Annotated in this window: 20 protein-coding genes, 1 tRNA gene and 1 pseudogene; 4 read left to right on the forward strand and 18 right to left on the reverse strand. The window is 44.7% G+C overall.

The annotated features are described in order from the left end of the window. Positions 1 to 11: 11 nt before the first annotated feature. Positions 12 to 953, forward strand: coding sequence for a dTDP-4-dehydrorhamnose reductase (rfbD, locus tag ACTQWB_RS14970; protein WP_441502273.1), 942 nt, complete (start codon positions 12 to 14; stop codon positions 951 to 953). A 138-nt stretch (positions 954 to 1,091) separates the two neighbouring features. Here the strand turns inward: rfbD and ACTQWB_RS14975 are convergent, their stop codons facing one another. The 5 genes from ACTQWB_RS14975 to ACTQWB_RS14995 form a co-directional block, all read right to left on the reverse strand. Next, positions 1,092 to 2,144 (reverse strand): TMEM198/TM7SF3 family protein, encoded by a 1,053-nt coding sequence (locus tag ACTQWB_RS14975; protein WP_441502272.1) that lies wholly within the window; start codon positions 2,142 to 2,144, stop codon positions 1,092 to 1,094. A 133-nt stretch (positions 2,145 to 2,277) separates the two neighbouring features. Further along, complete coding sequence (locus tag ACTQWB_RS14980; protein WP_441502271.1) at positions 2,278 to 3,522, reverse strand: transglutaminase domain-containing protein; 1,245 nt, start codon at positions 3,520 to 3,522, stop codon at positions 2,278 to 2,280. Between the two features lie 9 nt (positions 3,523 to 3,531). Then, a complete protein-coding gene (locus ACTQWB_RS14985) occupies positions 3,532 to 5,043 on the reverse strand; it encodes an AAA family ATPase (protein ID WP_441502270.1) in 1,512 nt (503 codons plus the stop codon). 67 nt (positions 5,044 to 5,110) lie between these two features. After that, complete coding sequence (locus ACTQWB_RS14990) at positions 5,111 to 6,478, reverse strand: vWA domain-containing protein (protein ID WP_441502269.1); 1,368 nt, start codon at positions 6,476 to 6,478, stop codon at positions 5,111 to 5,113. Continuing rightward, the gene (locus tag ACTQWB_RS14995; RefSeq protein WP_441502268.1) at positions 6,475 to 7,362 is read right to left on the reverse strand and encodes a leucine-rich repeat domain-containing protein; all 888 of its coding nucleotides are present in this window, start codon (positions 7,360 to 7,362) and stop codon (positions 6,475 to 6,477) included. The genes ACTQWB_RS14990 and ACTQWB_RS14995 overlap by 4 nt, the downstream gene beginning before the upstream one ends. A gap of 171 nt (positions 7,363 to 7,533) precedes the next feature. Here ACTQWB_RS14995 and ACTQWB_RS15000 point away from each other — a divergent pair, with 171 nt between their 5' ends. Then, positions 7,534 to 8,172 carry a PduL/EutD family phosphate acyltransferase gene (locus ACTQWB_RS15000; RefSeq protein ID WP_441502267.1) on the forward strand — a complete coding sequence of 213 codons (639 nt, stop codon included), beginning with the start codon at positions 7,534 to 7,536 and terminating at the stop codon, positions 8,170 to 8,172. 95 nt (positions 8,173 to 8,267) lie between these two features. Here ACTQWB_RS15000 and ACTQWB_RS15005 read toward each other — a convergent pair whose 3' ends face one another. Together ACTQWB_RS15005 and ACTQWB_RS15010 are read right to left on the reverse strand one after the other, a co-directional pair. After that, a complete protein-coding gene (locus ACTQWB_RS15005; RefSeq protein WP_441502266.1) occupies positions 8,268 to 10,379 on the reverse strand; it encodes an NlpC/P60 family protein in 2,112 nt (703 codons plus the stop codon). A 240-nt stretch (positions 10,380 to 10,619) separates the two neighbouring features. Then, positions 10,620 to 11,216 (reverse strand): zinc dependent phospholipase C family protein, encoded by a 597-nt coding sequence (locus ACTQWB_RS15010; protein ID WP_441502265.1) that lies wholly within the window; start codon positions 11,214 to 11,216, stop codon positions 10,620 to 10,622. A gap of 279 nt (positions 11,217 to 11,495) precedes the next feature. On the opposite strand from ACTQWB_RS15010, the gene ACTQWB_RS15015 reads away from it, so the two are divergent. Beyond that, positions 11,496 to 12,809, forward strand: a complete 1,314-nt coding sequence (locus ACTQWB_RS15015; protein ID WP_441502264.1) for a polysaccharide deacetylase family protein — start codon at positions 11,496 to 11,498, stop codon at positions 12,807 to 12,809. A 211-nt stretch (positions 12,810 to 13,020) separates the two neighbouring features. On the opposite strand, the gene ACTQWB_RS15020 is transcribed toward ACTQWB_RS15015, so the two are convergent. Next, positions 13,021 to 13,947: an SH3 domain-containing protein gene (locus ACTQWB_RS15020; protein WP_441502263.1), complete on the reverse strand. Its 927-nt coding sequence runs from the start codon at positions 13,945 to 13,947 to the stop codon at positions 13,021 to 13,023. A gap of 52 nt (positions 13,948 to 13,999) precedes the next feature. After that, positions 14,000 to 14,071 (reverse strand) — tRNA-Arg (locus ACTQWB_RS15025). Between the two features lie 200 nt (positions 14,072 to 14,271). Here ACTQWB_RS15025 and ACTQWB_RS15030 point away from each other — a divergent pair. Continuing rightward, on the forward strand, positions 14,272 to 14,757 hold the full coding sequence (locus tag ACTQWB_RS15030) for a hypothetical protein (protein ID WP_441502262.1): 486 nt from the start codon (positions 14,272 to 14,274) through the stop codon (positions 14,755 to 14,757). 253 nt (positions 14,758 to 15,010) lie between these two features. Here the strand turns inward: ACTQWB_RS15030 and metA are convergent, their stop codons facing one another. The 9 genes and pseudogenes from metA to ACTQWB_RS15075 all read right to left on the reverse strand — a co-directional run bounded on the left by metA (position 15,011) and on the right by ACTQWB_RS15075 (position 26,080). Continuing rightward, positions 15,011 to 15,952: a homoserine O-acetyltransferase MetA gene (gene metA, locus ACTQWB_RS15035; protein WP_441502261.1), complete on the reverse strand. Its 942-nt coding sequence runs from the start codon at positions 15,950 to 15,952 to the stop codon at positions 15,011 to 15,013. A 64-nt stretch (positions 15,953 to 16,016) separates the two neighbouring features. Further along, a complete protein-coding gene (ligA, locus tag ACTQWB_RS15040) occupies positions 16,017 to 17,972 on the reverse strand; it encodes an NAD-dependent DNA ligase LigA (protein WP_441502260.1) in 1,956 nt (651 codons plus the stop codon). 184 nt (positions 17,973 to 18,156) lie between these two features. After that, positions 18,157 to 18,810: pseudogene (locus tag ACTQWB_RS15045) on the reverse strand (pseudouridine synthase); the annotation flags it as partial. A 29-nt stretch (positions 18,811 to 18,839) separates the two neighbouring features. Further along, the gene (locus ACTQWB_RS15050) at positions 18,840 to 20,414 is read right to left on the reverse strand and encodes a Na+/H+ antiporter NhaC family protein (protein ID WP_441502302.1); all 1,575 of its coding nucleotides are present in this window, start codon (positions 20,412 to 20,414) and stop codon (positions 18,840 to 18,842) included. Between the two features lie 102 nt (positions 20,415 to 20,516). Beyond that, positions 20,517 to 21,368 carry a hypothetical protein gene (locus ACTQWB_RS15055; protein ID WP_441502259.1) on the reverse strand — a complete coding sequence of 284 codons (852 nt, stop codon included), beginning with the start codon at positions 21,366 to 21,368 and terminating at the stop codon, positions 20,517 to 20,519. 12 nt (positions 21,369 to 21,380) lie between these two features. Then, complete coding sequence (locus ACTQWB_RS15060) at positions 21,381 to 22,463, reverse strand: DUF6077 domain-containing protein (RefSeq protein ID WP_441502258.1); 1,083 nt, start codon at positions 22,461 to 22,463, stop codon at positions 21,381 to 21,383. Then, entirely contained in the window at positions 22,460 to 24,760 is a 2,301-nt protein-coding gene (locus ACTQWB_RS15065; RefSeq protein ID WP_441502257.1) for a xanthine dehydrogenase family protein molybdopterin-binding subunit, read from the reverse strand. Before ACTQWB_RS15065 ends, ACTQWB_RS15060 begins: the two co-directional genes overlap by 4 nt. After that, positions 24,757 to 25,272: a (2Fe-2S)-binding protein gene (locus ACTQWB_RS15070; RefSeq protein ID WP_441502256.1), complete on the reverse strand. Its 516-nt coding sequence runs from the start codon at positions 25,270 to 25,272 to the stop codon at positions 24,757 to 24,759. The genes ACTQWB_RS15065 and ACTQWB_RS15070 overlap by 4 nt, the downstream gene beginning before the upstream one ends. Next, positions 25,262 to 26,080, reverse strand: a complete 819-nt coding sequence (locus ACTQWB_RS15075) for an FAD binding domain-containing protein (RefSeq protein ID WP_441502255.1) — start codon at positions 26,078 to 26,080, stop codon at positions 25,262 to 25,264. The genes ACTQWB_RS15070 and ACTQWB_RS15075 overlap by 11 nt, the downstream gene beginning before the upstream one ends. Positions 26,081 to 26,090: the final 10 nt, after the last annotated feature.

Raw genomic sequence — 26,090 nt, forward strand, 5'->3', positions numbered from 1 at the left:
GGCTGACAGATATGAAACTGTTTGTAACAGGTGTTGCCGGCCAGCTCGGCCACGATGTAATGAACGAACTTAATAAACGCGGATACGAAGGGGTAGGTTCTGACCTTGCCCCTTCATACAGCGGGATTCAGGATGGATCCGCCGTTACCACAATGCCTTATGTTTCTGTGGATATCACAGATGCTGACGCTGTAGAAAAAGCGATCACAGAAGCTGGCGTAGACGGCGTGGTACACTGTGCTGCCTGGACAGCTGTAGACGCAGCTGAGGATGAAGATAAACAGGAAACGGTCCGCAAAGTCAATGTTCTTGGCACTGAAAATATCGCAAAGGTCTGCAAAAAGCTTGGTATCAAAATGATGTATCTCTCCACAGACTATGTGTTTGATGGTCAGGGCACTACTCCCTGGGAGCCAGACTGCAAAGCATACAAGCCTCTTAATGTTTACGGTCAGACCAAGCTTGACGGGGAACTGGCAGTTTATAACAATGTTGATAAATTTTTCATCATCCGTATTGCCTGGGTATTTGGCCGGAACGGCAAAAACTTTATCAAAACCATGTTAAATGTTGCTAAGACTCACGATACCTTAAAAGTAGTTAACGACCAGATCGGTACTCCTACCTACACCTATGATCTCGCCCGTCTGATGATCGATATGATCCTCACAGACAAATATGGCTATTATCATGCCACCAACGAGGGCGGTTATATCAGCTGGTATGATTTCACCAAAGAGATCTTCCGCCAGGCAGTAGAGCTTGGACATACCGAATATGCGGAAGACAAAGTGACCGTTCTTCCTGTCACAACCGCTGAATATGGAGTTTCCAAAGCAGCCCGTCCATTTAACAGCCGCCTTGACAAAAAGAAACTGGTTGAAAACGGCTTTACTCCGCTTCCAACCTGGCAGGATGCACTTTCCAGATATCTGAAGGAAATTGAGTTTTAAACAAATATCAGAACAAATCCAGACATCGGCTCTGGTTCAATAATGGTATAAACAAAACAGCTTGTTCCAGATAATTTCGCATTATAACAAAATTATCATTTTGGAACAAGCTGTTATTTGTTGCACACAGATAATTGCTTATTTTCTGTTTCTATATGGACTTGCGCTGGTTTTGCCGGTTTTCTTTGTGCCAGCCTTCTTTACGCTCTTTTTCACACTCTTTTTTCCATTCCTGTTCGTACCTTTTTTCTTATTTTCACCGTAATAGTCTTCCAGGTACTCCTCGATCACGTCGTCCTCGTCCACACCGTACTCATCCAGAATCTCATCAATTTCCTCATCATCTGCATCTGACAGATCATCATCCAGGTCATCTATCGGATCTACTCCTTTATGTTTCTTTCTGGAAGCGCCATATGATGGGATATCAGAGTTATCCGCTTCATCAAAATCATCTTCCAGATATTCTCCTTCCGGATCATCTTCCCCGTAATCATCCACATACATTCTTCTGTTGGATTTTTCTTTTCTGTCAGCCTCTGCTCTTTTCTTTCGTGGCCGTTCTTCCAGCTCCTCCCTGTAATCCTCCTCGTCCTCATATCTTGGCTTATTGATAGCGAACTGAATCAGCATTCCTACAAGTGCAAATCCTATGGAAAAAATGATTCCAAAAGGAATCTCTTCCATATTCGCCAGCTTGGCTGTGGCAAATCCGCTTAAAATACCGCCCAGAATACTGGTTCCTACAATGATCACTTCCCGTTCATAGCGAAGCGCAAGCATTCCAAGTCCCACGCCTGCAAGCAGACAGATGAAAAAACTAAAAGAAGTAGTTGGATGAATCACATAAACGGTAAGGGTAAGTCCCAGCCCGGCACCCATAATAAAAATACCGGCTTTAAATACTGCAAAGGAGAGAATCGCAAGGATCAGTCCTACACCGATCATTCCCACCGCATAATACAGCTTATCTCCAAGACCAATTTCGTAAATGGCAAATAGACCGATTCCAGCTCCGATCAGAAATCCAAAGAGCATCATCCAGAATCTGAGGAGCCGATAGCCAAGGACACAGTTCATAATTCCAAATACCAGTACCACACCAAACAAAACCATGGATAATGTACCTGCGATCTGCATATCGTGGACCCTGGCTGCAATACTCATAACATTTTTCAAAATCTCAAGCATTCTTTTATGCCTCCTTCCTGTTATCTCATATTATTTTATAATAACTATCCATATCCAATCTCCAAAATGCTTCACATTTCATCGATGCGGCATATCCGCCAGATGGATTTATGGGAATTACATTTTATAATACTTAGAACATATAGTAAATAGTTTTCATATTTTCCAGAATACCATAGTGATATTCTACCTGGCTCATTCCATACAAGGTCATGTAGTACCTTGCAGCCTCCTGGATGGCATCTCCATTGATCCAGTCTGCTTTTGCCTGGTCAAATGCTTCCTGGTCTGAAAATTTAAACCTTACCACTGCTGCCCCGTTGTTCAGCCGCATCTGACAGTAAGCCAGGATCTCCTGATAATCATAACTGTCGAAGCAGCCCTGATTCAGCACATAAAAATTCATGGCTGTGGCTGTACATGTGGGAACTGCAAATTCATCAGACGGTGTATAAGTCATTTCATACTCTGCAGGAAATGGACACAGGTAATCATATAGAATCGTCTTGTGCTCTGCCAGCTGGACAGCGTCGCCCTCCAGAAATTCCGGCTGGTCACCATTGGTGGCATCAAAATAATAATACTCCCCATTCAGGGTGATAATGTTCCAGGCATGCCCTTCTGTGCTTCCGACAGTACTGCCTTCCACGTAAATACAGGGTACTCCAAGATATTCCAGAAGATACTGGGCCGCTCCTGCATATCCGGCACAGACCGCCTGCTTTTTCCAGAAGATGCCCGCCATGCTCTGGTCATCCTCCGACTCCTGATATCTGGCATTATCGATCAGATAGGTATATACGGTTTTCGCCTTCTCATAGTCATCCGCATTCTCTGGAAGCAGGGCACTTACTTCCTGGCAGGCCTTCTGGGCGGCTGCCTGTATTTCTGCCATCTCATCCTCTGTATAACTGTATCCTGGGGAAAACATACAGTAATTAGCGTCTGAAAAAGTGGTTTTATATACCTGCTTCCGGTTATGTACCCAGAACAATTCCGGATGATCCATGAGAACAGCATGATACACTTTATTAACCGTATCGTCCTGGTAGATTGTAAGGTAAAACTCCTTCTTTCTTGCCTTGATTCCCTCTACCATCTCCCGATAGCCCCTCTGCTCTTCTTCATTTAACAGACTAAAATAATACTCCTGGCGCACTCCATCTGAATCCGAAGCAGGAATTTCCTGTTTCCGTAAGTCCCGGACTTCTTTTGGCTCGCCGGAAAATACTTCCGGCGCATTATCCAGTATTTTTTCTCCCATTTTCGCGATCAGGTCTGACGGTTCATATTGCTGCTGATAAACATAGATTCCAAATATGACCGCCAATGCAAAAAGAAGGACAAAAATAATTTTCCAGGGTTTTCTTCTTTTCATTCAGCCTCCTTATCCAAGCTGCCGGATCCGTTCCAGAATCGCTCTTGTATTTTCCCGGAATAAAAGATCTTTGTTGTAGCGGTAATATCTCTCACAGGAATACTCCTGAAGAAAAGAAACTGCCGGGTTGCTGGTATTCAGCTCCGTTATAAATACCACCAGTTCCTGGCCGCCGGCAAAAGCGCTCTCCATAAAATCAAAAGCATATTCCAGCTGACCTGCACTCTGGTCAAATTCCTGATCGTATGTTTCTTTTTCTTCATTAAACCAGTCTCTCAGAAGTGAGAATGCCCTTTCCCCATCCTGAACCTCTTCTTTTTTCAGATTTATCACATAAGCTTCCAGAGTGTCCAGCACCTGCTGATCATGATGGGCTCCCTCCCGGGATAAAAGGCCGGCTTTTTTCTTTGCTGCGAACTCTGCCTGATACCGTTTCTTCACATCCTCCATATAAACCACAGGCTGGTCTTTCTGGCTTTCCATGAGAGGCGCCTTTGCCTCCTTTAAAATCTCAAAAACAGTGGCAAGCTTTTCTTCCTTATCCTGCACCTTTTGGAAATTCTTATTCAGCCTCGAAAGTAGAAGCCCCGTTACACTCAGCTTCTCATCAAAGGATGCATGTGCTGCCTTTTTTACCAGAATATCATCAATGTGTCCACTTAACACCTCATCAATCTGATAGTCTGTCCGGTATTTATAAAAAAGCTCCAGATAATTCGCGAAATCCCTTGCAGTCTGTGGATGCTGGATATACTGGACTACCACCTCTTTGTCCACCGTTTTTCCCAGCTTTTCATATACCTGGATCAGCCTTGACAAATCCTCCCAGCCCCTTGGGGTGGCAAAATTTTTACCATCTACCGTGCTTTCCATCTTGTAGAAATTGGATGGCCGTGTGTTCAGATAAGAAATTACCGCCGGATGAATATTTCTTGCATAAGCGTATTCTTTCCATGCGTCAAAATCCGGCTCCACCTGGATTTTCTTTACACGGTCCATAGTCACCACATCAAACTCCCGGACAGATTTATTGTATTCCGGCGGGTTTCCTGCAGCCACGATCAGCCAGCCCTCTGGTATCTTATGGCTTCCGAAGGTTTTACACTGGAGAAATTGCAGCATGGCAGGTGCCAGGGTTTCAGAAACGCAGTTGATCTCATCGATAAACAGAATTCCCTCCCTGAGGCCGGAGTCCTGGATCTTCTCATAAATAGATGCTACGATCTCACTCATGGTATATTCGGTAACTGCCATCTCCTTTCCATCAAATTCCTTTTTGGAAATAAAAGGCAGGCCAATGGCGCTCTGTCTGGTATGATGTGTAATGGTGTAGGAAACCAGTCCTACCTTACACTCTCTGGAAATCTGTTCCATGATCTGGGTTTTTCCGATTCCTGGCGCACCAATAAGAAAAATAGGGCGCTGGGCCATAACCGGAATTTCATACTCTCCATATTCATTCTTCAGAAGGTAAGCTTCTATGGTATTGCGTATTTCCTCTTTTGCCCGTTTGATATTCATAATGTTCTCCTCGCCTTTTACAGATTAATACTTCATATCCTATCTGGCGTATTCGCCACATAGTTTTTCATGCATTGCCTGCCGTCAGGTCCTCTTCATCAAGGATCAGCCTGATCGCCCACGGCGGTACATCAATATCCTGATAATCCTCCTTCATAAACACAAATGCCGTTTCATAGGGCGGCATTTTGGCAGGATAGACTCCATACCCATCTGTAAAATAAATCAGTCCCCGAAGTCTGGTAAATTTCTTCGCGCGCATAAGCTGTTCCACGTAGGTAAAAGCAGGACGAAAATCGGTTCCGCCGCCTCCCCTTACTGTGAAATGGGACATATATTCTTTTAACTGCATGGCATTTTCAATCACCACATCTGACTGGACTTTCTCATCGCACTGAAGAATATGCACATGAATCCTCCTGAAAAAGCTCTCCGACTCTTCCAATACACTGTAAGTCTCTTCCAGAAACTTCTGGACAAGCTCTCCCTTACAGGACATGGAGGTGTCGATCACGATCACAAAATCTTCTATCTTTCGCTCTTCCTTTGTCTCCAAGGGTTCGATCAGCGGCATATTGCCATACAGGTTCATTCCATAATTGTAAAATATATAATCGAAAGTGTCCATATCCACTTTCATTTCTTCTTTTAAAGCAGAAAATTTCCGTAAAAATTCTTTGTAATCATATCGTTTCTGGTTCTGGGCCCGAAGCTGTGAGGCAAGTGCCTCACCCCCTTCTCCTGCTTCTTTGGAAAAGGTTTCCATCTCTGTCTGCATGCGGTTACGGATATCATCCCAGTTCTTTTTCCTCTGGGACATGACCGGACTATCCGGATGCTTCTCATACCATTTGCTATGATCGTCCTGGGCAAACTCCCTGCGAAGCTCCTGCATCCTGTTTTCCGGCAGATGCAAGATCTGAAGCTTCCGGTAAACCCTCTGGGCAGTCAGAACTTTTCCCTCTTCCAGAATCAGCTGCAAAGCCTGCCGCTTCACCATAGATGCCGGCTGATGCACACATTTCAGATAAAGTCCGTCGATCAGATTCTCCACTGTAATATCACAGGCAAGATTCCAGTACTGGATATCCACTTCCGGATTCCCTTCCCTGTCTTTTTTGGGAAAGCAGTGCAGAAAAATACAGTGCAAAAGGCTGTGAAGGTAAATCCGGTTCACCCTCTCTCTGCTTCTTCTAAATAAAGCCATCAGTTCTTCCGGCTGATAATATAAAAAATTCCCATCTGTTCCCACCGGATGGATTCCCATATCTCCCTGAAAATGAAGCGTCGAAAATGCACAATCCATAAAGCGCATATTCAGATACAGCTGATTCCTGGCGCCTGACAGAATATCCTGACAGATAGACTCTGCTTCCATCGCCCGATTCTGGGCATCCTGTATGGGATTCAATTGATTGCCCCTAAATTCATTCATAAGTCAAAGCTTCTCCTTCTGGATGGAAAATGTACTCTCTGATACTCCATAAGCATGCTCAAAATCTCCGGTGAATTTACTATATCTGCCAGATTCACAAGTCTTGTAAACATATCTCTTTGTGACGCTTCCAGTGGATAGGTACAAAGAAGCCACTCAAGCTCCTCTGTTCTTTTCTGCCGTATAAAGTCTGAAGCGATCTGTTCTGTGTGCTCCAGCAGATACCTCTCATATTCTCCCTTCGCAGATTCTGTCAATCCCTCCGGCCAGTGAAGTCTTCCATAAACCATTTCCCGGAGAAAATCTGAGGATTCCTGGGCTCTTGCCATCTCGAAACGCTTATCGTATTCCAGGAAATGAAATACTTTTCCCTGAAAGCAGTTGCGGTAATACAGCCCACTTCCATGCACCTCAGTCATCAGAATCCTGGCTGGGGTGTTCTCAACCCCTTCCTCATAGTATTCCGGGAACCAGAGCATTGCCTCTGTTTTTCCATAAAGATGCACCTGCAGCTCCTCTCCCACCTCGGAAAGGATTTCCTTCAATCCAGACTGCTCGTCCTTCATCAGAACTTCCATCCGCCGGATCTTATGGCAACCGGTAAACGCACCACTTCCAAGATCGGTAAAGTCACTGGAAAACCATAATTCTTCCAGATTCCGGCAGTTATAGAAACCATAACGTCCTATTTTCTTCACTCCTGAAGGAATTCTGATGATCTGGCAGTTTTTCCCTGAAAACAGATATTCTGCTAATTCTGTCACTGGTACATGATCAACCGCCTCCGGTATTTCTATCACCTGGGGATCTCCTTCCATTTCCATCACGATAGCATGGTCATCTCTGATGTCAAATGTAAAACCACTGTCTGAATATTTCTTCATTATATAAACTCCTGTAGTTTTTTATGTAATAGCCACTTCCTGCCAAATCTCCTATTACATAAAAAAGTCTTGCTATTTTTTCTCATTAAGCTTAAACTTTATGTATTAAAGTGCCAAAGTAAAGTATCTGGCATTTCCACTCACACTTTGTATGATATCGGAGGAATTTCCATGAGCATTAAAATCCCAATTGAAACCTCAGCCCGGCATATCCACGTTTCCCAGGAAGATTTCCAGTTCCTCTTCGGAGAAGATGCCAGGCTTCATTATATAAAAGAATTAAGCCAGCCTGGACAATATCTCTGTCAGGAACGGCTCACTGTAAAAGGCCCCAAAGGGCAATACGAAAATATGGCAATTCTCGGGCCATTCCGCAAGGAAACCCAGATTGAGCTTTCTCTTACCGATACACGCAAGATCGGTCTTCCCGGCCTGATCCGGCAATCCGGGGACACAGACGGTTCCCCGGGATGTACTCTCATTGGTCCCAGAGGAGAGCTTACCATAGATCATGGGGTGATTGTTGCCAAACGGCACATCCACATGACGCCAGCAGACGCAGTCACTCTTAAGGTGAAAGATAATGATGAAATCTTTGTACTCACCAAAAGCTATGGCCGGGCACTTATTTACGCAGATGTAGTCGTCCGTGTAGACTGGAGCTACCGTCTTGCCATGCATGTAGATACCGATGAAGCAAACGCTTTTTCCAACGAAAAAGAGCCTTATGGGGTGATCGTAAAATTTTTCGATGACAATTATAATACAGATAAGTGGATTGAGGACGTATTATCTGGTATTAACCGGTAAAACTGTCCATTGCAGTCTGCTGAAAACATTTCAAATATATTGTATAACGCAAAAGTGCTTCCTGCCCGAGCATGGGTGTGGAAGCACTTTTTACCTCACTGTATTCCAATTGTCGCAGCCAGTAGCTCCTGAAGGGAATTGGTAACCATAATTCCCGAAAAATCTATATCAGATGTCCTATCTGCCTTTACACTGCCTTCCGAACCTGCATCTGAACTACCCACTTCAGCAGCATCTCCATATGTCACCTCATTGAAAACACTTACCCGCTGTCCAGATTCAAACAGCTCCTGAAGACTATTGGCAACATACAGGCTTCCAGGAGAAACAGTACCATTACCAGACGGATCGATCGTAACGGTATCCAGATCTCCAGATGTGGACAGGTTCGCATTGATCAGATCCTGCAGATTGTTCGATACAACAATATCCGGAATAAGCTGTGCAGTAGTAATAGCCTCTCCACTCTGACGCATCTGGGCAACCTGCTCTGCATTCGGGTAGAACGATGGCTGACGGATGTAACGGAAGCTTGCACTATAAGCCTCCCCTACGGTAACACCGTTCTTGCCTGATGAACAATGAACTACGATCCAGTCACCAGCGTCTGTTTTGCCACAGATAATACCTACATGGTTGGAGCTTCCAGCCTCTGGTCCTCTCTGGAAAACCAGATCTCCAGGCTGAGCATCTGCTTCGCTTACCACATTTGCTCTCTCCCACTGATCGGAAGTACCACTTCCAACAGCAGCGATCATTGCCTGGTCCTTATATCCATTAATAACCGCCCATGTAACAAATCCACTGCAGTCAAGTCCATATGCACGTAAAGAGCCTGTGCTCTGGCTTCCCTCTGCTGTGACCTGCTCAACATCCCCCCATTCGGGATCCATTCCGATCACAGTAGACTTACCTCCCCAGAAATAACCAATCTTTCCTACAAGGGAATAAGCAGCGGTAATTACATTTACACGTTCTTCGGAAACCTCATCTCCTACGCTCTGTCTTACAAAGCCCTTCGCAGCTGTAACCGTAGCACAGAGAAGCTTACAGTCTGTTTCCAGATATTTCTTAAGAACTCCCCGCTCAGATTTCGGAATCTTATTCTTCTTAATGTAGTAATTAATATGGTAATTTCCATAGGTAACCTTGCCAGAATCCTTCTCATCACGGATAACCGGATTCATCTGGGCAAAAATAGCCGCCAGATCATCTTTGCAGGACGCATCCAGTGTATAAGAGGTAACTCCTTTCAGACTCTGCTCATAAACATACACGGCCAGAATATCCTGCCAGTTCCGCACAAGGAGAGCATCTGCAGATGTGGTAATACCGCCTGTAGTATCCGACACATCGGTAAGCTGGTTCTGCTGCTTATACTCACTCTCGATCTGATCCATAATGTCCGCAAAATCATCCGAGAAAGACAACTGATAATTCTCCTGCAGACTGTTCAGATAAAATTCCTTACCTGCATGGAGATTGGATGCGTAGTACACCGGTGTCCCATAAAGTGCCTGAATACCGGTACCATCAGTAAAGCCAACACTGGAATCGTCTGCTGCTTCTGATGTCTGACTGATGATCTTCTCCATATCGGTAAGCAGATCATAATTGGTAACCGCAGCTTTCTCTGTATCTGTAAGGCTGTCGTATGTCTTCCGGAGCTCCTTTACCTTATTTTTCTTAGTGTCATTAAGCTCCATAGCATATGCAGCGTCAATCTCCTTGATCAATCCCGCCACTTTCTCCTGACTCTCTGCAGACAGTGCAGGCGTCACAGATGGACTAACACTTGGATCCGGGGTTTCACTGGGTTCTGGCGTTTCGCCTGGATCCGGGGTCACACTGGGGACCGGAGTATCGTCCGGTTCCGGAGTCACACTGGGCTCCGGCGTTTCACTTGGATCCGGGGTTTCACTGGGTTCTGGATTTTCACCTGGTTCCGGTGAATCGCCTGGTTCCGGATTTTCACTTGGTTCTGGTGATTCACTGGGAACCACAGGTGTATCATCAGGTGCCGGAGTTTCACTGGGCTCCTGTGATACTTCTTGCTCCGCCGGAATATCCGTAGGCTCTATCTGTGTAACATTTTCTATTCCTGACAAGGATGCCTCGTCTGCGGCAAAAGCTCCCACCGGTCCAGTCATGGACATGGCAGTTGCCATGGTGATACATAAACATTTTGTCAGATATTTATTCTTCATATTCAAAAGATGCTCCCTTCTTCTATGAACATCCCTTTACTCCCCTATATAAAGGTATGCGTTCTTACCTCAAAGGCAGTTCGTATTAAATCATTAACATGGATTATTGTAGCATACTAACCTATTTAAATCAACCTTCACAGCCTTTCCAAAGAAAAAAAGAATGTACCGGAACACAAAAACAGCCAGTCCGGTCTCACAGCGAAATTGCTGTGTTTTCCCGGCACTGGCTCTCCCTTATCAGCATGCAGCCAGAAGTAATAAATTCTCCCTGCCAAGCCGTTTCGTGGCAAGCTGCAGGATTCCGCAGATAACTTGTAAACAAGTTCTGAGAATATATTGAACATCCTCTGCAATATTACGCTCCTTAAGAAGATATCTCTCATGAACCTTCTGTATATAATTCACAAGTTCCTGAAAGTTATCAAAGCTGACCGGTTCAATCACGATCTGTCCTGCTGCGCCGCTCTCTATGTAGCGCTTCAGATGATTCTTAAGGTGCTTCTCGTATTTATTGTGCTCATACAGATTACCGGTAAAATTCTTATTATGTGGAAAAGTAAAATAATCTGCCATATAATGCATGACTTCACCAAATCTGCGCCAGTAAACACGTTCCTTGCCTTCCTGGGGACTGCTGTCAATAAGAGTCTTCATCTTATTCTGAATCTCTTCGAACGTACCGAAATACTCGTGCTTCTTTGTCAGAAAGGAGGGCTTGATATCTGGAAGAATACTTCCCAGGCAGAATGCCTTCCTGTGAGACTGCAGACTCTTGGCAGCAGGTATCTGGTCTGCCAGATATCTGGCTACCAGTATATGGGATTTTTTACGCAACCGCTTCCTCTTCTTTCCTGTTCTCATCTATTGTAACAGACAAGAAACAATAAACTGTAAAAAGCTTTTGTATATGCTTTTTTATTATCGTTATCACAGTTTAATATAGCAGAATATTATGTAAATTTCAAATAAACATTTTCTAATTTTCTGTGAATTCTTTTTCTGAAAACATGCAAATTGCACAAGGAATGGAACTATTAAGCCGGTCTTGTTTTTTTCTGTCATATATTGTATGATTAGAAAAGACAAAATATTGCTACATAAAGGAGGAATTATATGCCTGGCCATAAACCACGGACAAACAAGGGGCTGGCAGTTGCTGCTGTTTTTATGTGCCTTGCATGCGGAGTCACTTTCACTCAGTCTTCCGCATCCCGTTCACCGATAGCAGATACCCAGACTCCTGATATGTTCGTAGCAGGAAATACAGATGATTCTTTGCTTCAGCCAGATGATGCCACCGTTGAAAATACAGATGAAGAATCTGTGCAGGAGACAGTCACTCCCACAGCGCCTCCAGAAACAGCTACACCTTCACCAGATGAAGCCACAGGTACCAAGGAGCAGAATACTTCTTTTGAAGTTTCTCCAGAAGCCTCCCAGGGAGTATGGACACCAGTTGGAAGCGACTGGTACTTTATGATAAACGGAGAGGGTTACAAGGGCTGGCTCACCGATACAGACAGACACCGCTATTACTTTAATGAAAACGGAGTTATGCAGACCGGATGGCTTGAGCTTGATGGGAAACGTTATTATCTGAATGCAGATGGTGTTCTTCAGACTGGTGATGTGACCATAGACGGTGCGCTTTACCATTTTGGTGCAGATGGCGCACAGCAGGGCGATCCTGCTTCAGCAGATGATAGTTCTGATACAGGACTGGTGTTTTATATGAATACTGCATCAGCAGCTTCTGGCACTGATAATCTTACAGCTTCTGCGGCAGGTGCTTCTGCACCAGCTCCAGAAGCTGATATCGTTTCACCAGTACCCAAGGGAATGGTTGCCCTTACTTTTGATGACGGTCCCAGCGATTTTACTGACCGGCTTCTGGATTGTCTGGAAGCCAATAATGCCAAAGCCACCTTTTTCCTTGCAGGTCAGGAGGTTGATTACTTTCAGGAGCCTGTAACCCGTATGGCAGAACTTGGCTGCGAAATCGGCAATCATTCTTACGACCACCCTGATCTTACCACACTTTCTTCTGATGATATTTCCAGTCAGCTTTCCCGTACAGATCAGCTGATCAGTGAACTGACCGGACATGCTGCCACTGTGGTACGACCGCCTTACGGCTCCTACAACGATACCGTAGCCAGTATCGCCGCCAGACCTTTGATTCTCTGGTCTGTGGATACCTTAGACTGGGAAACCCAGAATGCAGATTCTATCGTACAAAATGTAATGGATGGAGCCGCAGATGGACAGATTATTTTGTTGCATGATATTTTTAAAGAATCCGTAGATGCCGCAGAAATTTTCATCCCGGAACTGATCCAGGAGGGATATCAGCTGGTGACCGTAAGTGAACTTGCCGCAGCTAAGGGAATTACCCTGGAGAACGGAGTCTCTTATGGATCCTTCTGATGATTGTTAGAATAATTTTAGTGACAGGTACTTAAATTCAGGCCAGAATGCAAAGTTTATAGATATTCATAAACTTTGTATTCTGGTCTTTTTGTATGTATGACAGAGAAAATTTTATCTGGAATGTTTTTTCAAACACGCTCCAGGTAATTTAGGCAGAATTTTTCAATCAAAAAAGGAACTGCCCAATCAGACAATTCCTCTTTTATGTTTATTTTGATTTCTCTTCCAGAAGACTGCTGTGTACGTAAGCATCTGTTCCTTCATAATCAATCAGGATCCAGTCTCCGCTCTCGCCCTTCTTAACTACTTCAGTCCCGGCAGCAAGACCACCAATGATTTCTGCATCACTGTTTGCTTCTGCACGTACATTACAATCCTCGGTTACAACCAATGTAGTGCCATCTGCTGTCTCTGTGGATCCTGCCACATCATCTCCAAGCCCCTCAAGGAATGCTGCAAGTGCAGAATCTGACTTCTGTGCGTCCTCGTACAATTTCTGTATCTTGGACTTCAATTCTTTCACGTCATCATCCTGGCGTAAAGAAACTTCATATTTCGTTATCTCGTCGCTGTCATCATGGGCAGCACCATCAATCTTCCAATTGCCGTCTGTGTCCTTCACTACATAGAACTCAGCAAGCGCAGGTACCTTTGTATCAATACCCTGACAGATGTAGTAAAAACAGGAATATACTACATAGGAATCGTCATCAAGCCCCTTTTTCGTGTAGATATTACCTGCTTCATACCCTTCAATGTACTTGGCATTGGTAATCTTAGATTCATCTGTTGGCGCAAGATTCTCAACCAATGTACGCAATGTGGTAATATCTTTATCCCCCAGAGCTTTATAATAGCTCTTGATCAATGAAGTAATGTCTTCATTAGCTGTTTCCATGGGATTGGCGTCTTTCTTCCCGTCAGTCTCCCCATCATTTGCCGGAGAAGAAGGAACATTTCCCTGGTCTTTGTCTGCTGATGTCTGATTCTCGGTTGTGTCCTTCGTGGAATCGCCCTTCCCGCTTCCCATAAATGCACGGACACCGAAAAACAGGACAATCACGATTAACAGAATCGCTCCGCCAAGCATAAAATAGCGAAGGTTATCTGATAACCATTCTCTGAAATTATCCAAGTTCTTGTCCTCCTTAATACAACGCACCGGAACGCCCGATCGTTCCAGGCAACACACCTGAAGGGAATCGAACCCCCGCACATGGTACCGGAAACCACTGCTCTATCCACTGAGCTACAGGTGCAAAATTCGAGTGTTGAATTATCAATGTACAACCACTTCGACTTACAAAGTATAGCACAATATCCACAAGATGTAAAGTTTTTTCTTTTGACGGAATAGTTGTGTCTACTTGTAAAAATTGTTTTACTTTGCTCATATACATGGAAACGTATATATGATACAATTCTGGTAAACATATAATTTCTTTTAAAGGGGGTACTTATGATGAAAAGAACTACTTTTGCATCTATTCTTTTAACCATCGGTCTTCTTGCTGTGCCTGTACAGGCATCCGAGCAGAGCGCACTTGATCTTGCTTCCATGAGCACTGAAGATCTTGTGACTCTTCGTGACAAAATCAATGTAGAAATCGGCAATCGGGGCGGAGACAATGTGATCGGACAGGGCACCTATGTGGTGGGAACTGATATAAAAGCCTGCAGTTTCAGGGTAACCCCTTTAAGTACAATGCGTGACTCTTCTGTAGATATTGCTGTTTACAGGGATTTTAATACCGTAGAAAATGATGTAAACGGCGATGCTTACACGAACCTGATACAACTGCATAAACCAGAAGAAGGGGAAACTCCCGAAACAGCAATTCTCAATTTAAAGGAAAACCAGGCGCTCGTCATAAAATGTGGAATGGCCGTAATTGAAGAAAACACGGCTTCCTGGATGCCAGATTCCGGAAGTACAGATAATTAGAATATACTTTAGTCAAAAGGCCATCACACTTCTATATCCTACAGCAGATTTCCCAAAAACAGATTTACAAATCCCCCCGAAGGTACACCTGACTTCCGGGGGGATTTCTATATTCGCACATATACTACACCATTTTTATGCCACTTTTACGCCATTACTACACCATTTTCTATTGGATCTGACACCATTTTGACACTATTTTCATCTCAAACAGCGTGAAATTATAACACCTTACATGAAATACCAGTTTCTGTCACTCCTTGGAAATACTGGAAAAATCAGGGGTTCCGTAGAGGTCATATGGGGTTGACTGATAAACGTAATAATTGAGCCAATTGGTATATAAGTTATTGGCATGTGCTCTCCAGAGAAGAAGCGGCCCGTTTTCCGGATTGTTATCACGGTAATAATTTTCAGGCATTTCAATAGGGAGACCTTTTCCCAGATCACGTTTGTACTCACCGTCAAGAGTCACGCGGTCATACTCCGGATGTCCCATTACAAAAATCTTGCGGCCATCTTCTGCCATAGCAAGAAAGAGTCCTGCTTCGTCAGATTCAGCAAGAACGGTAAGAGCCTTGCAGGCATGTACATCCTCGATCGGAACCTCTGTATGTCTGGAATGAGGTGCCAGAAATACGTCATCAAAGCCTCTTACCAGCGGAATTTTACGGTTCATAACCTTATGCCAGAAAAGACCGAACATCTTTTTATCCAGCATACGTTTCTTAAGCCCATAGAAATGATAAAGAGCAGCCTGTGCAGCCCAGCACAGAAAAATCGTGGAGGTCACATGTGTTTCGGACCAGTCCATAATCTTGGTTACTTCCTCCCAGTAATCTACTTCTTCAAATTCCATCTGCTCCACAGGAGCTCCGGTAATGATCATTCCATCAAATTTTTTATCTTTTAATTCAGAAAATGTCTGATAAAATTTATTCAGATGGCTTTTCGATGTATTCTTTGCCTGGTGAGACTCTACCGCCATAAAGCTTACATCTACCTGAAGAGGAGTATTGGAAAGGGAACGAAGCAGCTGAAGCTCTGTTTCCTCTTTTAATGGCATCAGATTCAGGATCAAAATATAGATTGGACGGATGTCCTGGTGCATAGCACGATTCTCGTCCATAACGAATAAGTTTTCTTTTTCCAGTATTTCTTTTACCGGAAGATCACTTTGTATTTTAATTGGCATTTCTTTTCCTCCTCGTAGCTTAACAAGTACCTATTTCAATAATATGTCTCAAAAACAATCCCTACTACTCTCCCGCCAGCTTAAGAAAATCTTCCTCTGACAGGATCCGGATTCCCAGTTCCTGGGCTTTTTTATTTTTTGAAGATGTGGAAGCCTTGTCATTATTGATCAGGTAATCGGTTTTCTTTGTCACAGAGCCTGTCACCTTACCGCCCCGTGCTTCAATATATGCTTTTGCTTCTGAACGATTGGCAAAATGATCCACACTTCCAGTAATAACAAAGGTTTTCCCTGCAAATACCTGCTCTTCAGTATTTTCTTCATGGATCAGATGAAGGTGGCTAAGCAGATGCTCCAGCTTCTGATTGTTCTCTTCACTTTTAAAATAATCGGCAAGGCTTCTGGCAATTACTGGTCCGATTCCCTCAATAGAACTGATTTCCTCTTCGTCGGCATGACGTATTTTTTCAATATCATCATCAAAATGCCTGCAGATCACTTTTGCATTGGCAAGACCGATATTGGCAATTCCAAGACTGTAGATCACCTTTGCCAGAGTCGTCTCCTTCGCTTTCTCAAGACTTGCCATCAGATTATCAAAAGATTTCTGTCCAAAGCCTTCCATCTCCACGATCTGTTCCTTATATTTCCCTATTTCAAAAATATCCCCGAAATCATGGATAAATCCCATGGCGATGAATTTCTCAAGAGTTGCCTCTGAAAGGCCGTCAATGTTCATGGCATCACGGCTGGTAAACAGGCTGAAGGACTTAATCTTCTTGGCAACGCAGTCAGGATTCATGCAATATAAGGTTTCCACATCATTGTCCTGACGGATACGTGCTTCATGACCACACACCGGACATTTATCCGGAATCACCAGATTCCCGCTCTTTGTCAGGTTCTCCGCAATCTGGGGAATGATCATATTCGCCTTATAAACTTTGATTCTGTCTCCGATTCCAAGCCTAAGCTCCTTCACAATGCTGATATTATGCACGCTTGCACGGCTTACTGTTGTACCTTCCAATTCTACCGGTTCAAAAATAGCCACCGGATTGATCAGCCCGGTTCTTGACGGGCTCCACTCCATATCCACCAGTCTGGTTTCCCGCATTTCATCTGCCCATTTAAAAGCAAAGGAATTCCGCGGAAACTTGGCGGTACTTCCCAAAGACTCCCCGTATGCGATATCATCATAAGTGACAACCAGTCCATCGGATGGAAAATCATTCTTTACAATCGCAGTGGAAAAATAATCCATGGCTTCATCCAGACTTTCAGAGGTAACGATTTTATATTCCACAACCTCAAAGCCCTGTTCTTTCAGCCAGATAAACTGCTGCTCTCTGGAATTATAAAATTCCACATCCTGGGCGCTAACCAGCGCAAATGCATAAAAACGTACGTTTCGCTTCGCTGTGATCTCATTGTTCAGCTGACGCACAGAACCGCTGCAAAGGTTTCTGGGATTCTTATACTTTGCATCTGCATCTCCGATTGTCTCATTGATCCGCTCAAATTCAGAATAAGTAATAATAGCTTCTCCTCGAAGCACCAGCTGGCCTTTATACGGAATTCGAAGCGGAATATTCCGAAATACCCTTGCATTGTTCGTAATTACTTCTCCAACAATTCCATTGCCCCTGGTAACAGCTTTCACAAGCTCCCCGTTCTCATAAGTAAGGACAATGGTCAGTCCATCCAGTTTCCAGGACAAAAGACATTTATGGCTTCCAATGAACCCCCTAAGTACCTCCCTGTCCTTCGTTTTGTCCAGGGAAAGCATGGGGCTTGGATGCTCCTCCTTGGGAAGCTCGTTGACCGCCTCATATCCCACCCGGACAGTCGGGCTATTTGTGAGAACGGTACCGGTCTCTTTTTCCAGCTGCTCCAGCTGGTCGTACAGACTGTCGTACTCCTGATTGCTCATGATTTCCCTGTCTTCCTGGTAATATGCCTTTGCGGCCTTGTTCAGGGTTTCTACCAGTTCTTTCATTCGCTGTAGAGAATTTTCCATGATGTCCTCCTGTTTTTCTGTTCTGATTACCTGAAGCTGGTTTGGGTTTCATAGAGAAACCCTTTTGCTTTTTTGCAGCTGGTAAGGAAACTCTTTGCATTTCCTGGCGCAAAAATGCAGGCAATTGGGAAGAATCCGCAGTTTTACGCTCCAGATTTTCCCACTCTATTCTGGTCGCTTCCCTGTATTCTCCCTCTTTCAGCCCGTCCAGTGTCAGGTCCATGATCCGGATCCGCTTCAGGGTGAGCACCTGGTATCCAAGATATTCACACATTCTGCGGATCTGGCGGTTCAAGCCCTGGGTCAGAATGATCCGGAAAGAATTTTTCCCTGTTTTTTCTACAAAGCAGGGACGGGTAACTGTATCAAGAATGGGAACACCTGATGACATTTTTTTAACAAATCCATCCGTTACCGGCTTGTTCACCGTCACCAGATATTCCTTTTCATGATAGTTTCCGGCGCGCATGATCTTATTCACCAGGTCTCCCTGGTTGGTTAAAAGCAAAAGCCCTTCTGATTCCTTGTCAAGACGTCCTACCGGATAGATCCGCACCGGATAATTCAGATACTCGGTCACAGTAGTTTCCTGGCGCTGTTTTTTCGTACTGCATACCACTCCCCGTGGCTTATAAAATAAAAGAAGAACCTTTTTTTCCACTTTTTTTACGGGCTTTCCATCTACAGACACAATCATATCTGGTGAGATTTTCTCACCAGGTTCTGCCTTATGTCCTTCTACTGTGACCCGTCCATCCTGGATCAGACTGTCTGCTTCCCGCCTGGAACAAAATCCTGCTTCGCTTAAATATTTGTTGATTCTGATTTTTTCGTCCATTTTTCCATTATATAAGGTTTTACTGCTCTTTATTCGTTTTTCAGATCTGAAAATCTTAATTTCACTATAAGCATAGCTCCCATCATCAGCGCCACGCCAATGATCAGGCACAGTGGACTCTGGATGAAGCCTGCAAAAATATAAGTTACAAATGACACAACTGCCGCCACAATCGCATATGGAAGCTGGGTAGATACATGATTTACATGATCACACTGGGCACCTGCGGAAGCCATAATGGTAGTATCTGAAATCGGCGAGCAATGATCACCACATACAGCACCTGCCATGCAGGCAGAAATAGAAATGATCATCAGATCTCCAGGTGTATTTTCAAATACATGGACAACAATTGGAATCAGGATGCCAAAGGTTCCCCATGAAGTTCCCGTTGCAAATGCCAGGAAACAGGCTACCAGGAAAATGATCGCCGGGAGCATGTTTACCAGCCCTTCAGCTGAGGATTTCACCATTTCCGCCACAAATTCAGCAGCACCCAGGCTGTCTGTCATACTCTTTAAGGTCCATGCAAAAGTAAGGATCAGGATTGCCGGAACCATGGATTTGAAGCCCTCCGGTATGCATGCCATGCAATCGCGGAAAGATAATACCCTGCGGACCATATACAGAAGGATCGTGATAACCAGGCCGAAAAAGCTTCCCAGTACCAGACCAACAGATGCATCACTCTGGGAAAAAGCAGTTACGAAATCAGTGCCACTAAAAAATCCGCCTGTGTAGATCATCCCGATTACGCAGCAGATAACCAGGGAAATAATAGGGATCAGAAGATCCATAACCTTTCCTCTGGGATTCACCTGTCCTTCCCCTTCACCTGAAGCATACGGGCGGGCAGCGGTGGTAAACAGGTCCCCCTTTAATGCATTTGATTCATGCACTCCCATGGCACCAAATTCCTCTTTCATAAGCACCATGGAAACCATCATAACGATCGTGAGAAGTGCATAATAGTTATATGGAATCGCCTTTACAAATACTGACATTCCATCTTCCCCTGGTACAAAACCGCTGACTGCTGCCGCCCAGGAAGAAATCGGTGCGATAATACATACCGGCGCTGCGGTGGCATCGATCAGATACGCCAGTTTTGCACGGGATACATTGTGCTGGTCTGTGATAGGTCTCATAACGCTTCCTACCGTCAGACAGTTAAAATAGTCATCAATAAAGATCAACACACCAAGCAAAATAGTCGCAAGCTCTGCTCCCACTCTCGTTTTGATATGCTTGCTGGCCCAGCGCCCAAAGGCTGCTGATCCTCCTGCACGGTTCATCAGGCAGACCATGGTTCCAAGAATTACCAGGAACACCAGAATACCAACATTACTGCCAGATGAAAGTACACTTATCATTCCACCGGAAAAGATCTGGTTTACGGTACCCTCAAAATTTCCACCGGAGTACAGAAGTGCTCCAACTAAAATCCCAAGAAACAAAGAGCTGTAAACTTCCTTTGTGATAAGCGCCAGGACAATGGCTACAACAGGTGGCACCAATGACCAGAAAGTGGCATACACAGCCGGCGTAGCAGCTTCCCCATCTGCTGCCAGAACTGTGGCAGGACAAGCCAGAATAACCATCATGACTGCTGCCAGAAGGACAGTCCACCTTTTTCGATCGTAATTTTTCATTTCTTTCCTCCCTCTTTTTCCCTGATTGCCAGGTATTCCATCACTGTGGATTCTTTATTTCTTCTTTAATCCAACATAACGGAATATATTATAAGAATCTGTTTCTCCTATCTGTTCACACCCGTTTTTTAAAAGAAATGCCTGCAATTCCTCATTCTTCCTAACAACTACAAATTTCGTTTTTGTTTTCTTTAATGCTTTCCGGAATTTTTTTGCATGATCGTATATCTGATAATCAATCACATCCAGAATCGCCTTTTGCCTTTTATAAGTTCTGCTGTCTTCACGATATTCTCCGGCTACTGTGCTTCCCGCTCTGTAGATACTTGCATTTCTACTGATCGTAAGACGAAGCTGCGGATCATATTGTCTTGCTATATTATTGAGACTGTTGTCAAACACCACTCTGGGTCTTGCAGTCGGCTTCTCCATATTCTGATGCAGAATCTCACAAATTTCAATAAGTTCATCCGGAACTTTATAAATATTTTCTATACATGCAAAATTCTTCACCACTCCATCTAATGGATTTCCCAGACAGATGAATACTCCCAGTACTGCAATAACTGCCGCAGCCTTCAGCCATCTTTTTTTGAATGCGCATACAAAGCTTACACCATAATAAGCAATAGCCGGAATCACTGGCAGAATCCATATAAAACGGTAATATTCATTTTCAAAATCAAGCTTCGCAATGATATATTTCACAACCACCGGATTATATACTGTCAGAAACAGAAATACCGTATATCCGATGAAAATCCTGGAACTTTTTTTTCGTCCCCAGATTAACGTACACAAGAGGCCAACTGCAAAAAGGAATGGATACCACCAGGATCCCCAGTACAGCTTCATACAGGCTTTCACAAATTTCAGCCCCAGTTCTTCAATCGTTACTCCAGCCATACTTTTCCTCCTTTAAGATGCCGCCAGCCGGATAAGCCCAAGCTTACATGCAAAATAAACTGCTGCATAGATGCCAGAAGGAATCATGCACAGGATACAATAGGGAATTGCTGAAAATTTCCGGTTCATAAGCATTGCCGGTACCATACCTGCCAGGATTGCTGCCGGGAAAATGATAGCAGATCCGGAAAATGCCAGGGCACTTGCAGCGGTAAGAAACAGGACAACCCAGACCTTTTTTTCGTTTTTCTGCTGGTAAAACCATAAGGCGCACATCAGCACAGCTGGAAAAGCAATGTTTGCCAGAATCGCCTTTCCCTCGTAGCTCCTGGTAAAGAAAAACGTTCCCGTCGTATAAATAGTGCCGCAAAACAGCTGAAGCACGCATACAAATATTATCATCAGATCTGCTTTTTTCCGGTTGTTATCAAACAAATGCTTACCAATCTGATAGATGATCAGGTTGGAGATGATCACATTTATACAGGACATAACAACCTTTGCCTGGACGATCGGATGAATCCCAAGAAGCTTGCACCACACTGCATTGTTCATAGGATATGCGGATAAAATATAACGTGCCTGAAAAGCTTTCAGAATGCCGCCCCGGAATGGATCATATCTGCCTAAAGTATTGGTATACACAGAGGTACTGACCGTTCCAACGTAATAGGTGGCATCTACTGTGGTATCCTGGTAGGAGATCACGATCAGACACTGAAACAGAACCACTGCCACAGCCGCCAGAAGCATTATGGAATGCTCTTTCCAAAGCTGTTTTAACCCTTCTTTTATTCCCTTGCCTGAAGTTTTCTTATGTCTTTTCCATCCGCCATTTCGTAAAAGGGAACCGCCTGCCAGACAGATCACTACGAGAAGCGCCCACACTACTGACGCCACATTCAACGGCACCCACAAAAGTGTCATTGGCACCATCACCACTTCAAATACTGCGAAATAAACCAGGTATCCAAGCACAAGCTGCAGGGACAGATTCCCTTTGACTTTTAATACTTTGGACAAAAGTCTGCCTGCTGCAAAAAATACGATCATTTCCAGAATAAATCCTATGCACGCAAGACAAACCTCTCTCATCTATTCTTCTCTCCTTTTAACTGGTTCTCCAGAATCCCCATAGCAACCTTCTCCGGTGTGATGGGAAGCTCTCTTACCCGGACACCGGAAGCATTATAGACCGCATCTGCTATTGCCGGACACGGTGTGTCAATTACCAGCTCACCGATGGATTTCGCTCCAAAGGGGCCACTCTTTTCATAACTGCTCTCAAACTCTACGCGGATATTTCCAATGTCCACACGGCTTGGTATCTTATACTGCATGAAAGAATTCTCCCGGATTCTGCCCTCCTTGGAATACTGCACATTCTCCATAAGGGCCATACCGATTCCCTGGGCAACACCGCCCTCTGTCTGGACACGGGCAAGATTAGGATTGATCGGGGTTCCGCAGTCTACCACTGCCACATAGTCAATCAGATCTATATTTCCAGTTTCTTTATCGATCTCCACTTCTGCTGCTCCCACCATATAAGGCGGCGGGGAAATCTCTGAAGAGAAAGAAGCTGTCACCTGCAGCTCCTGGTTATTTCCACAGGTTCCTTTATAAGCTACATCCTGAATGCTAACCTCTTTTTCACCTGCATAAACCTTTTTGCCATCAAAATCAGCCTGCTTTGGTTCTACTCCAAGCATCTGGGCCCCGATTCTGATAATACGCTTCTTTAATTCCCCGCAGGCATTGATCACAGCGTTTCCTGTGGCGTAAGTAGTGGCAGAAGCATAGGAACCGGAATCATAAGGAGAGATATCCGTATCTACACCAAATGCCACAATATTGTCGATTTCTGTTTCCAGACAGTCTGCTGCCATCTGGGAAAGAATGGTATCGCAGCCGGTTCCCATATCTGCACAGCCAAGAGATAATGTATAGGATGCATCCTCATTCAGCTTCAGGGTAGCACCTCCCACATCAACATTGGCAATGGAGGAACCCTGCATGGCCATGGCAAGCCCTACACCTCTCACTTTCCCATTTCCCATATCCTTGTATGGGTACTTCTCATCCCAGCCGATCATCTCCTTGGCACGGGCCAGACAACGGTCCATGGCGCAGCTTGCAGTGCGTGTCAGATTGCCATCGTAATCATACATTGGCTCACCTTCAATCGGCATATTCAGCTCACGGATTTTTGCCGGATCCATATTCATCTTATGGGCCAGCTCATTTACTGCTGATTCCACTGCGTATAGCCCCTGTGTGGCCCCATACCCGCGGTATGCGCCTGCTGCCTGCACATTGGTATATACAACCTCATAATCAAAAGCATAGGCTTCCAGATTACGGTACAGGGCAATGGCCTTATGACCGGTCAGTCCAATGGTTGTAGGGCTATGGTCTCCATAAGCACCTGCATTGGAAAGAGCCTCAACTTTAATTCCTTTTACAATTCCATTTTCGTCTGCACCAACCTTGACATGCACCTCCATCTCATGTCGTGGAGAAGCGCAGATCAAAGATTCATAACGGCTGTACACGATTTTGGACGGACGTCCGGTAAGCCAGGTGACAAGGGCCGGATAAATTTCACAGACCTCCGTCTGCTTTGCTCCAAAGCCGCCGCCAATACGAGGTTTGATCACGCGGATACTGGATGATGGGATTCCCAGGGCATTTCCAAGGATTCGGCGCAGATGGAACGGTACCTGCGTGGATGCCACCACATTCAGTCTGCCGAAATGATCCTTCGTACAGTATGTCCGGAATGTCTCCATCATACTCTGCTGGTCTGCCTTTGTATGATAAACCTCGTCAACGGTATATTTACAGCCTGCCAGGACCTGATCGATATCGCCCATCTCTTCATGACCTTTGGCTGCAAGATTTCTCTTATTGTCCGCACCAACCGGGAATTTAGACTCCCAGTCCTCTTCGGGATGAACCAGCACCGGATTATCCTTAGCAGTATGCATGTCAAGCACCGGTGTTTCCACCCGGTATTTTACCTTGATGCGCTTCATGGCCAGATCAACTGCAGCTTCTGTCTCACCTGCCACAATTGCCACTGCGTCTCCCACAAAGCGGAGATGCTGATCCAGGATCAGTCTGTCATAAGGACTGAATTCTGGAAAAGTCTGTCCGGCAGAAGCAAAACGTTTCTTCGGCACATCCTTCCAGGTAAGGATGCATACCATACCCTCCACTTTCATGGCTGTATCTGTCTTAATTTCTTCTACCCAGGCATTGGCATGGGGACTTCTTAAGATCTTGATGATCAGACAGTCCTTTGGTGCCAGGTCATCTGTATATACCGGTTTTCCGGTAACCAGCGCCATGGCGTCCTTTTTCTGTAAAGACTGGTTCACATAGCTCATGCCTGCACCTCCTTCTCTGCACTTTCCTGATTTCTATTTTCCTGCTTCTCCATATTGGATTCCTTTTTGTATTCCAGGTATTTCAAAATACTTCTGGTCTGTCCGATAAATCCGGAACAACGGCACAGATTGCCCGCCAGATATTCCTTGATCTCTTCTTCTGTAGGATCTTCCAGCTCTTTTGTCATGGCAAGTACATTCATGATAAAGCCAGGGTTACAGAAGCCGCACTGCTCTGCACCTTCATTGGCAAGAAAGGTACCAAATTCCTTTGCTTCATCCTGAAGGCCTTCCATCGTCATAACTCTTTTTCCGTCAATACGTGCTGCCAGAACACTGCATGAGAGCATGGGCCTATCTTCTACCAGAACGGTACAAAGGCCACAATTGGCAGTTTCGCAGCCTCTCTTCACACTGTAACACCCAAGACTTCGCAAAAATTCCAGAAGCATGGTGTCCGGACGGATTTCCTCTTCTTTTTTGGCTCCATTCAGCCAGAAATTAATTTTCATCAGTCATACCTCCCACTGCTTCTAATGCTCTTCTTGTGAGAACCTTCACAAGAAGAGTTCTATACGCTGCACTGCCTCGCATATTTCCCGCTGTAGAAACATGGGTCGCTGCATATTCTGCAAATTTCTCCCAGACTTCTTTTTTCTCACTGTCATTCAGATTCTCCATGCCATCCAGTAGATGTTCTTTATCTTCCAAAAGAAAGGCCTTCGCCGGACGGGCTCCGTAAACAGCTTTCACTCCACTCTCTGACAGACTTACGCAACAGGCAAGCACCGGAAAATCTGTCTTGGTATTCCGCTGGCTTAAATAACAGGTTTTCACCGGAGTTTTCTTCACCACAATGCGTACCAGAATATCTCTGTCCTTTGGCATTTTCACAAATTCAGAGAGACAGACTCTGCCCCCTTTAAAAAGCTCTACCTCTGTGTCCAGTGCCAGAAACATGGTCAGCACATCAGAAAAACCAAAACGTCCCCAGATACTGCCTCCAACAGTAGCGCAATTGCGGAACTGCACGCCTACAATGTGGCGCAGACTTTCCCTCACTGCTCCGTTTGTATAGGTATCAAGGCCCTTATGTAATTCCAGATCGCGAAGAGGCGTCATACAACCGATTACAAATTCATCCTCTGTCTCTGTAATGGTATCCAGCCCCAGACCGGAAAGATCAATTGCAGTGGTGATATTACGATTGCCCATTTTCAGCCAGACCATGCCGCCAAGCACACAGGCTGTCCGCTTCTGGTTCAGCTCATAAGCTTCTTCCAGTGATTCCACTTTCACATAGTTTTTTATTTTAAGCATGATTTTTCCT

This window comes from Blautia sp. HCP3S3_H10_2, from assembly GCF_052122375.1.
GTDB lineage: Bacteria > Bacillota > Clostridia > Lachnospirales > Lachnospiraceae > Blautia_A.

What these genes read in the sequence shown, in the direction of transcription:
- rfbD (WP_441502273.1), top strand. Translation starts at nt 12, where the DNA reads ATGAAACTGTTTGTAACAGGTGTTGCCGGCCAGCTCGGCCACGATGTA.
- ACTQWB_RS14975 (WP_441502272.1), bottom strand. Translation starts at nt 2,144, where the DNA reads ATGCTTGAGATTTTGAAAAATGTTATGAGTATTGCAGCCAGGGTCCAC.
- ACTQWB_RS14980 (WP_441502271.1), bottom strand. Translation starts at nt 3,522, where the DNA reads ATGAAAAGAAGAAAACCCTGGAAAATTATTTTTGTCCTTCTTTTTGCA.
- ACTQWB_RS14985 (WP_441502270.1), bottom strand. Translation starts at nt 5,043, where the DNA reads ATGAATATCAAACGGGCAAAAGAGGAAATACGCAATACCATAGAAGCT.
- ACTQWB_RS14990 (WP_441502269.1), bottom strand. Translation starts at nt 6,478, where the DNA reads ATGAATGAATTTAGGGGCAATCAATTGAATCCCATACAGGATGCCCAG.
- ACTQWB_RS14995 (WP_441502268.1), bottom strand. Translation starts at nt 7,362, where the DNA reads ATGAAGAAATATTCAGACAGTGGTTTTACATTTGACATCAGAGATGAC.
- ACTQWB_RS15000 (WP_441502267.1), top strand. Translation starts at nt 7,534, where the DNA reads ATGAGCATTAAAATCCCAATTGAAACCTCAGCCCGGCATATCCACGTT.
- ACTQWB_RS15005 (WP_441502266.1), bottom strand. Translation starts at nt 10,379, where the DNA reads ATGAAGAATAAATATCTGACAAAATGTTTATGTATCACCATGGCAACT.
- ACTQWB_RS15015 (WP_441502264.1), top strand. Translation starts at nt 11,496, where the DNA reads ATGCCTGGCCATAAACCACGGACAAACAAGGGGCTGGCAGTTGCTGCT.
- ACTQWB_RS15030 (WP_441502262.1), top strand. Translation starts at nt 14,272, where the DNA reads ATGATGAAAAGAACTACTTTTGCATCTATTCTTTTAACCATCGGTCTT.
- metA (WP_441502261.1), bottom strand. Translation starts at nt 15,952, where the DNA reads ATGCCAATTAAAATACAAAGTGATCTTCCGGTAAAAGAAATACTGGAA.
- ligA (WP_441502260.1), bottom strand. Translation starts at nt 17,972, where the DNA reads ATGGAAAATTCTCTACAGCGAATGAAAGAACTGGTAGAAACCCTGAAC.
- ACTQWB_RS15050 (WP_441502302.1), bottom strand. Translation starts at nt 20,414, where the DNA reads ATGATGGTTATTCTGGCTTGTCCTGCCACAGTTCTGGCAGCAGATGGG.
- ACTQWB_RS15055 (WP_441502259.1), bottom strand. Translation starts at nt 21,368, where the DNA reads ATGGCTGGAGTAACGATTGAAGAACTGGGGCTGAAATTTGTGAAAGCC.
- ACTQWB_RS15060 (WP_441502258.1), bottom strand. Translation starts at nt 22,463, where the DNA reads ATGAGAGAGGTTTGTCTTGCGTGCATAGGATTTATTCTGGAAATGATC.
- ACTQWB_RS15065 (WP_441502257.1), bottom strand. Translation starts at nt 24,760, where the DNA reads ATGAGCTATGTGAACCAGTCTTTACAGAAAAAGGACGCCATGGCGCTG.
- ACTQWB_RS15070 (WP_441502256.1), bottom strand. Translation starts at nt 25,272, where the DNA reads ATGAAAATTAATTTCTGGCTGAATGGAGCCAAAAAAGAAGAGGAAATC.
- ACTQWB_RS15075 (WP_441502255.1), bottom strand. Translation starts at nt 26,080, where the DNA reads ATGCTTAAAATAAAAAACTATGTGAAAGTGGAATCACTGGAAGAAGCT.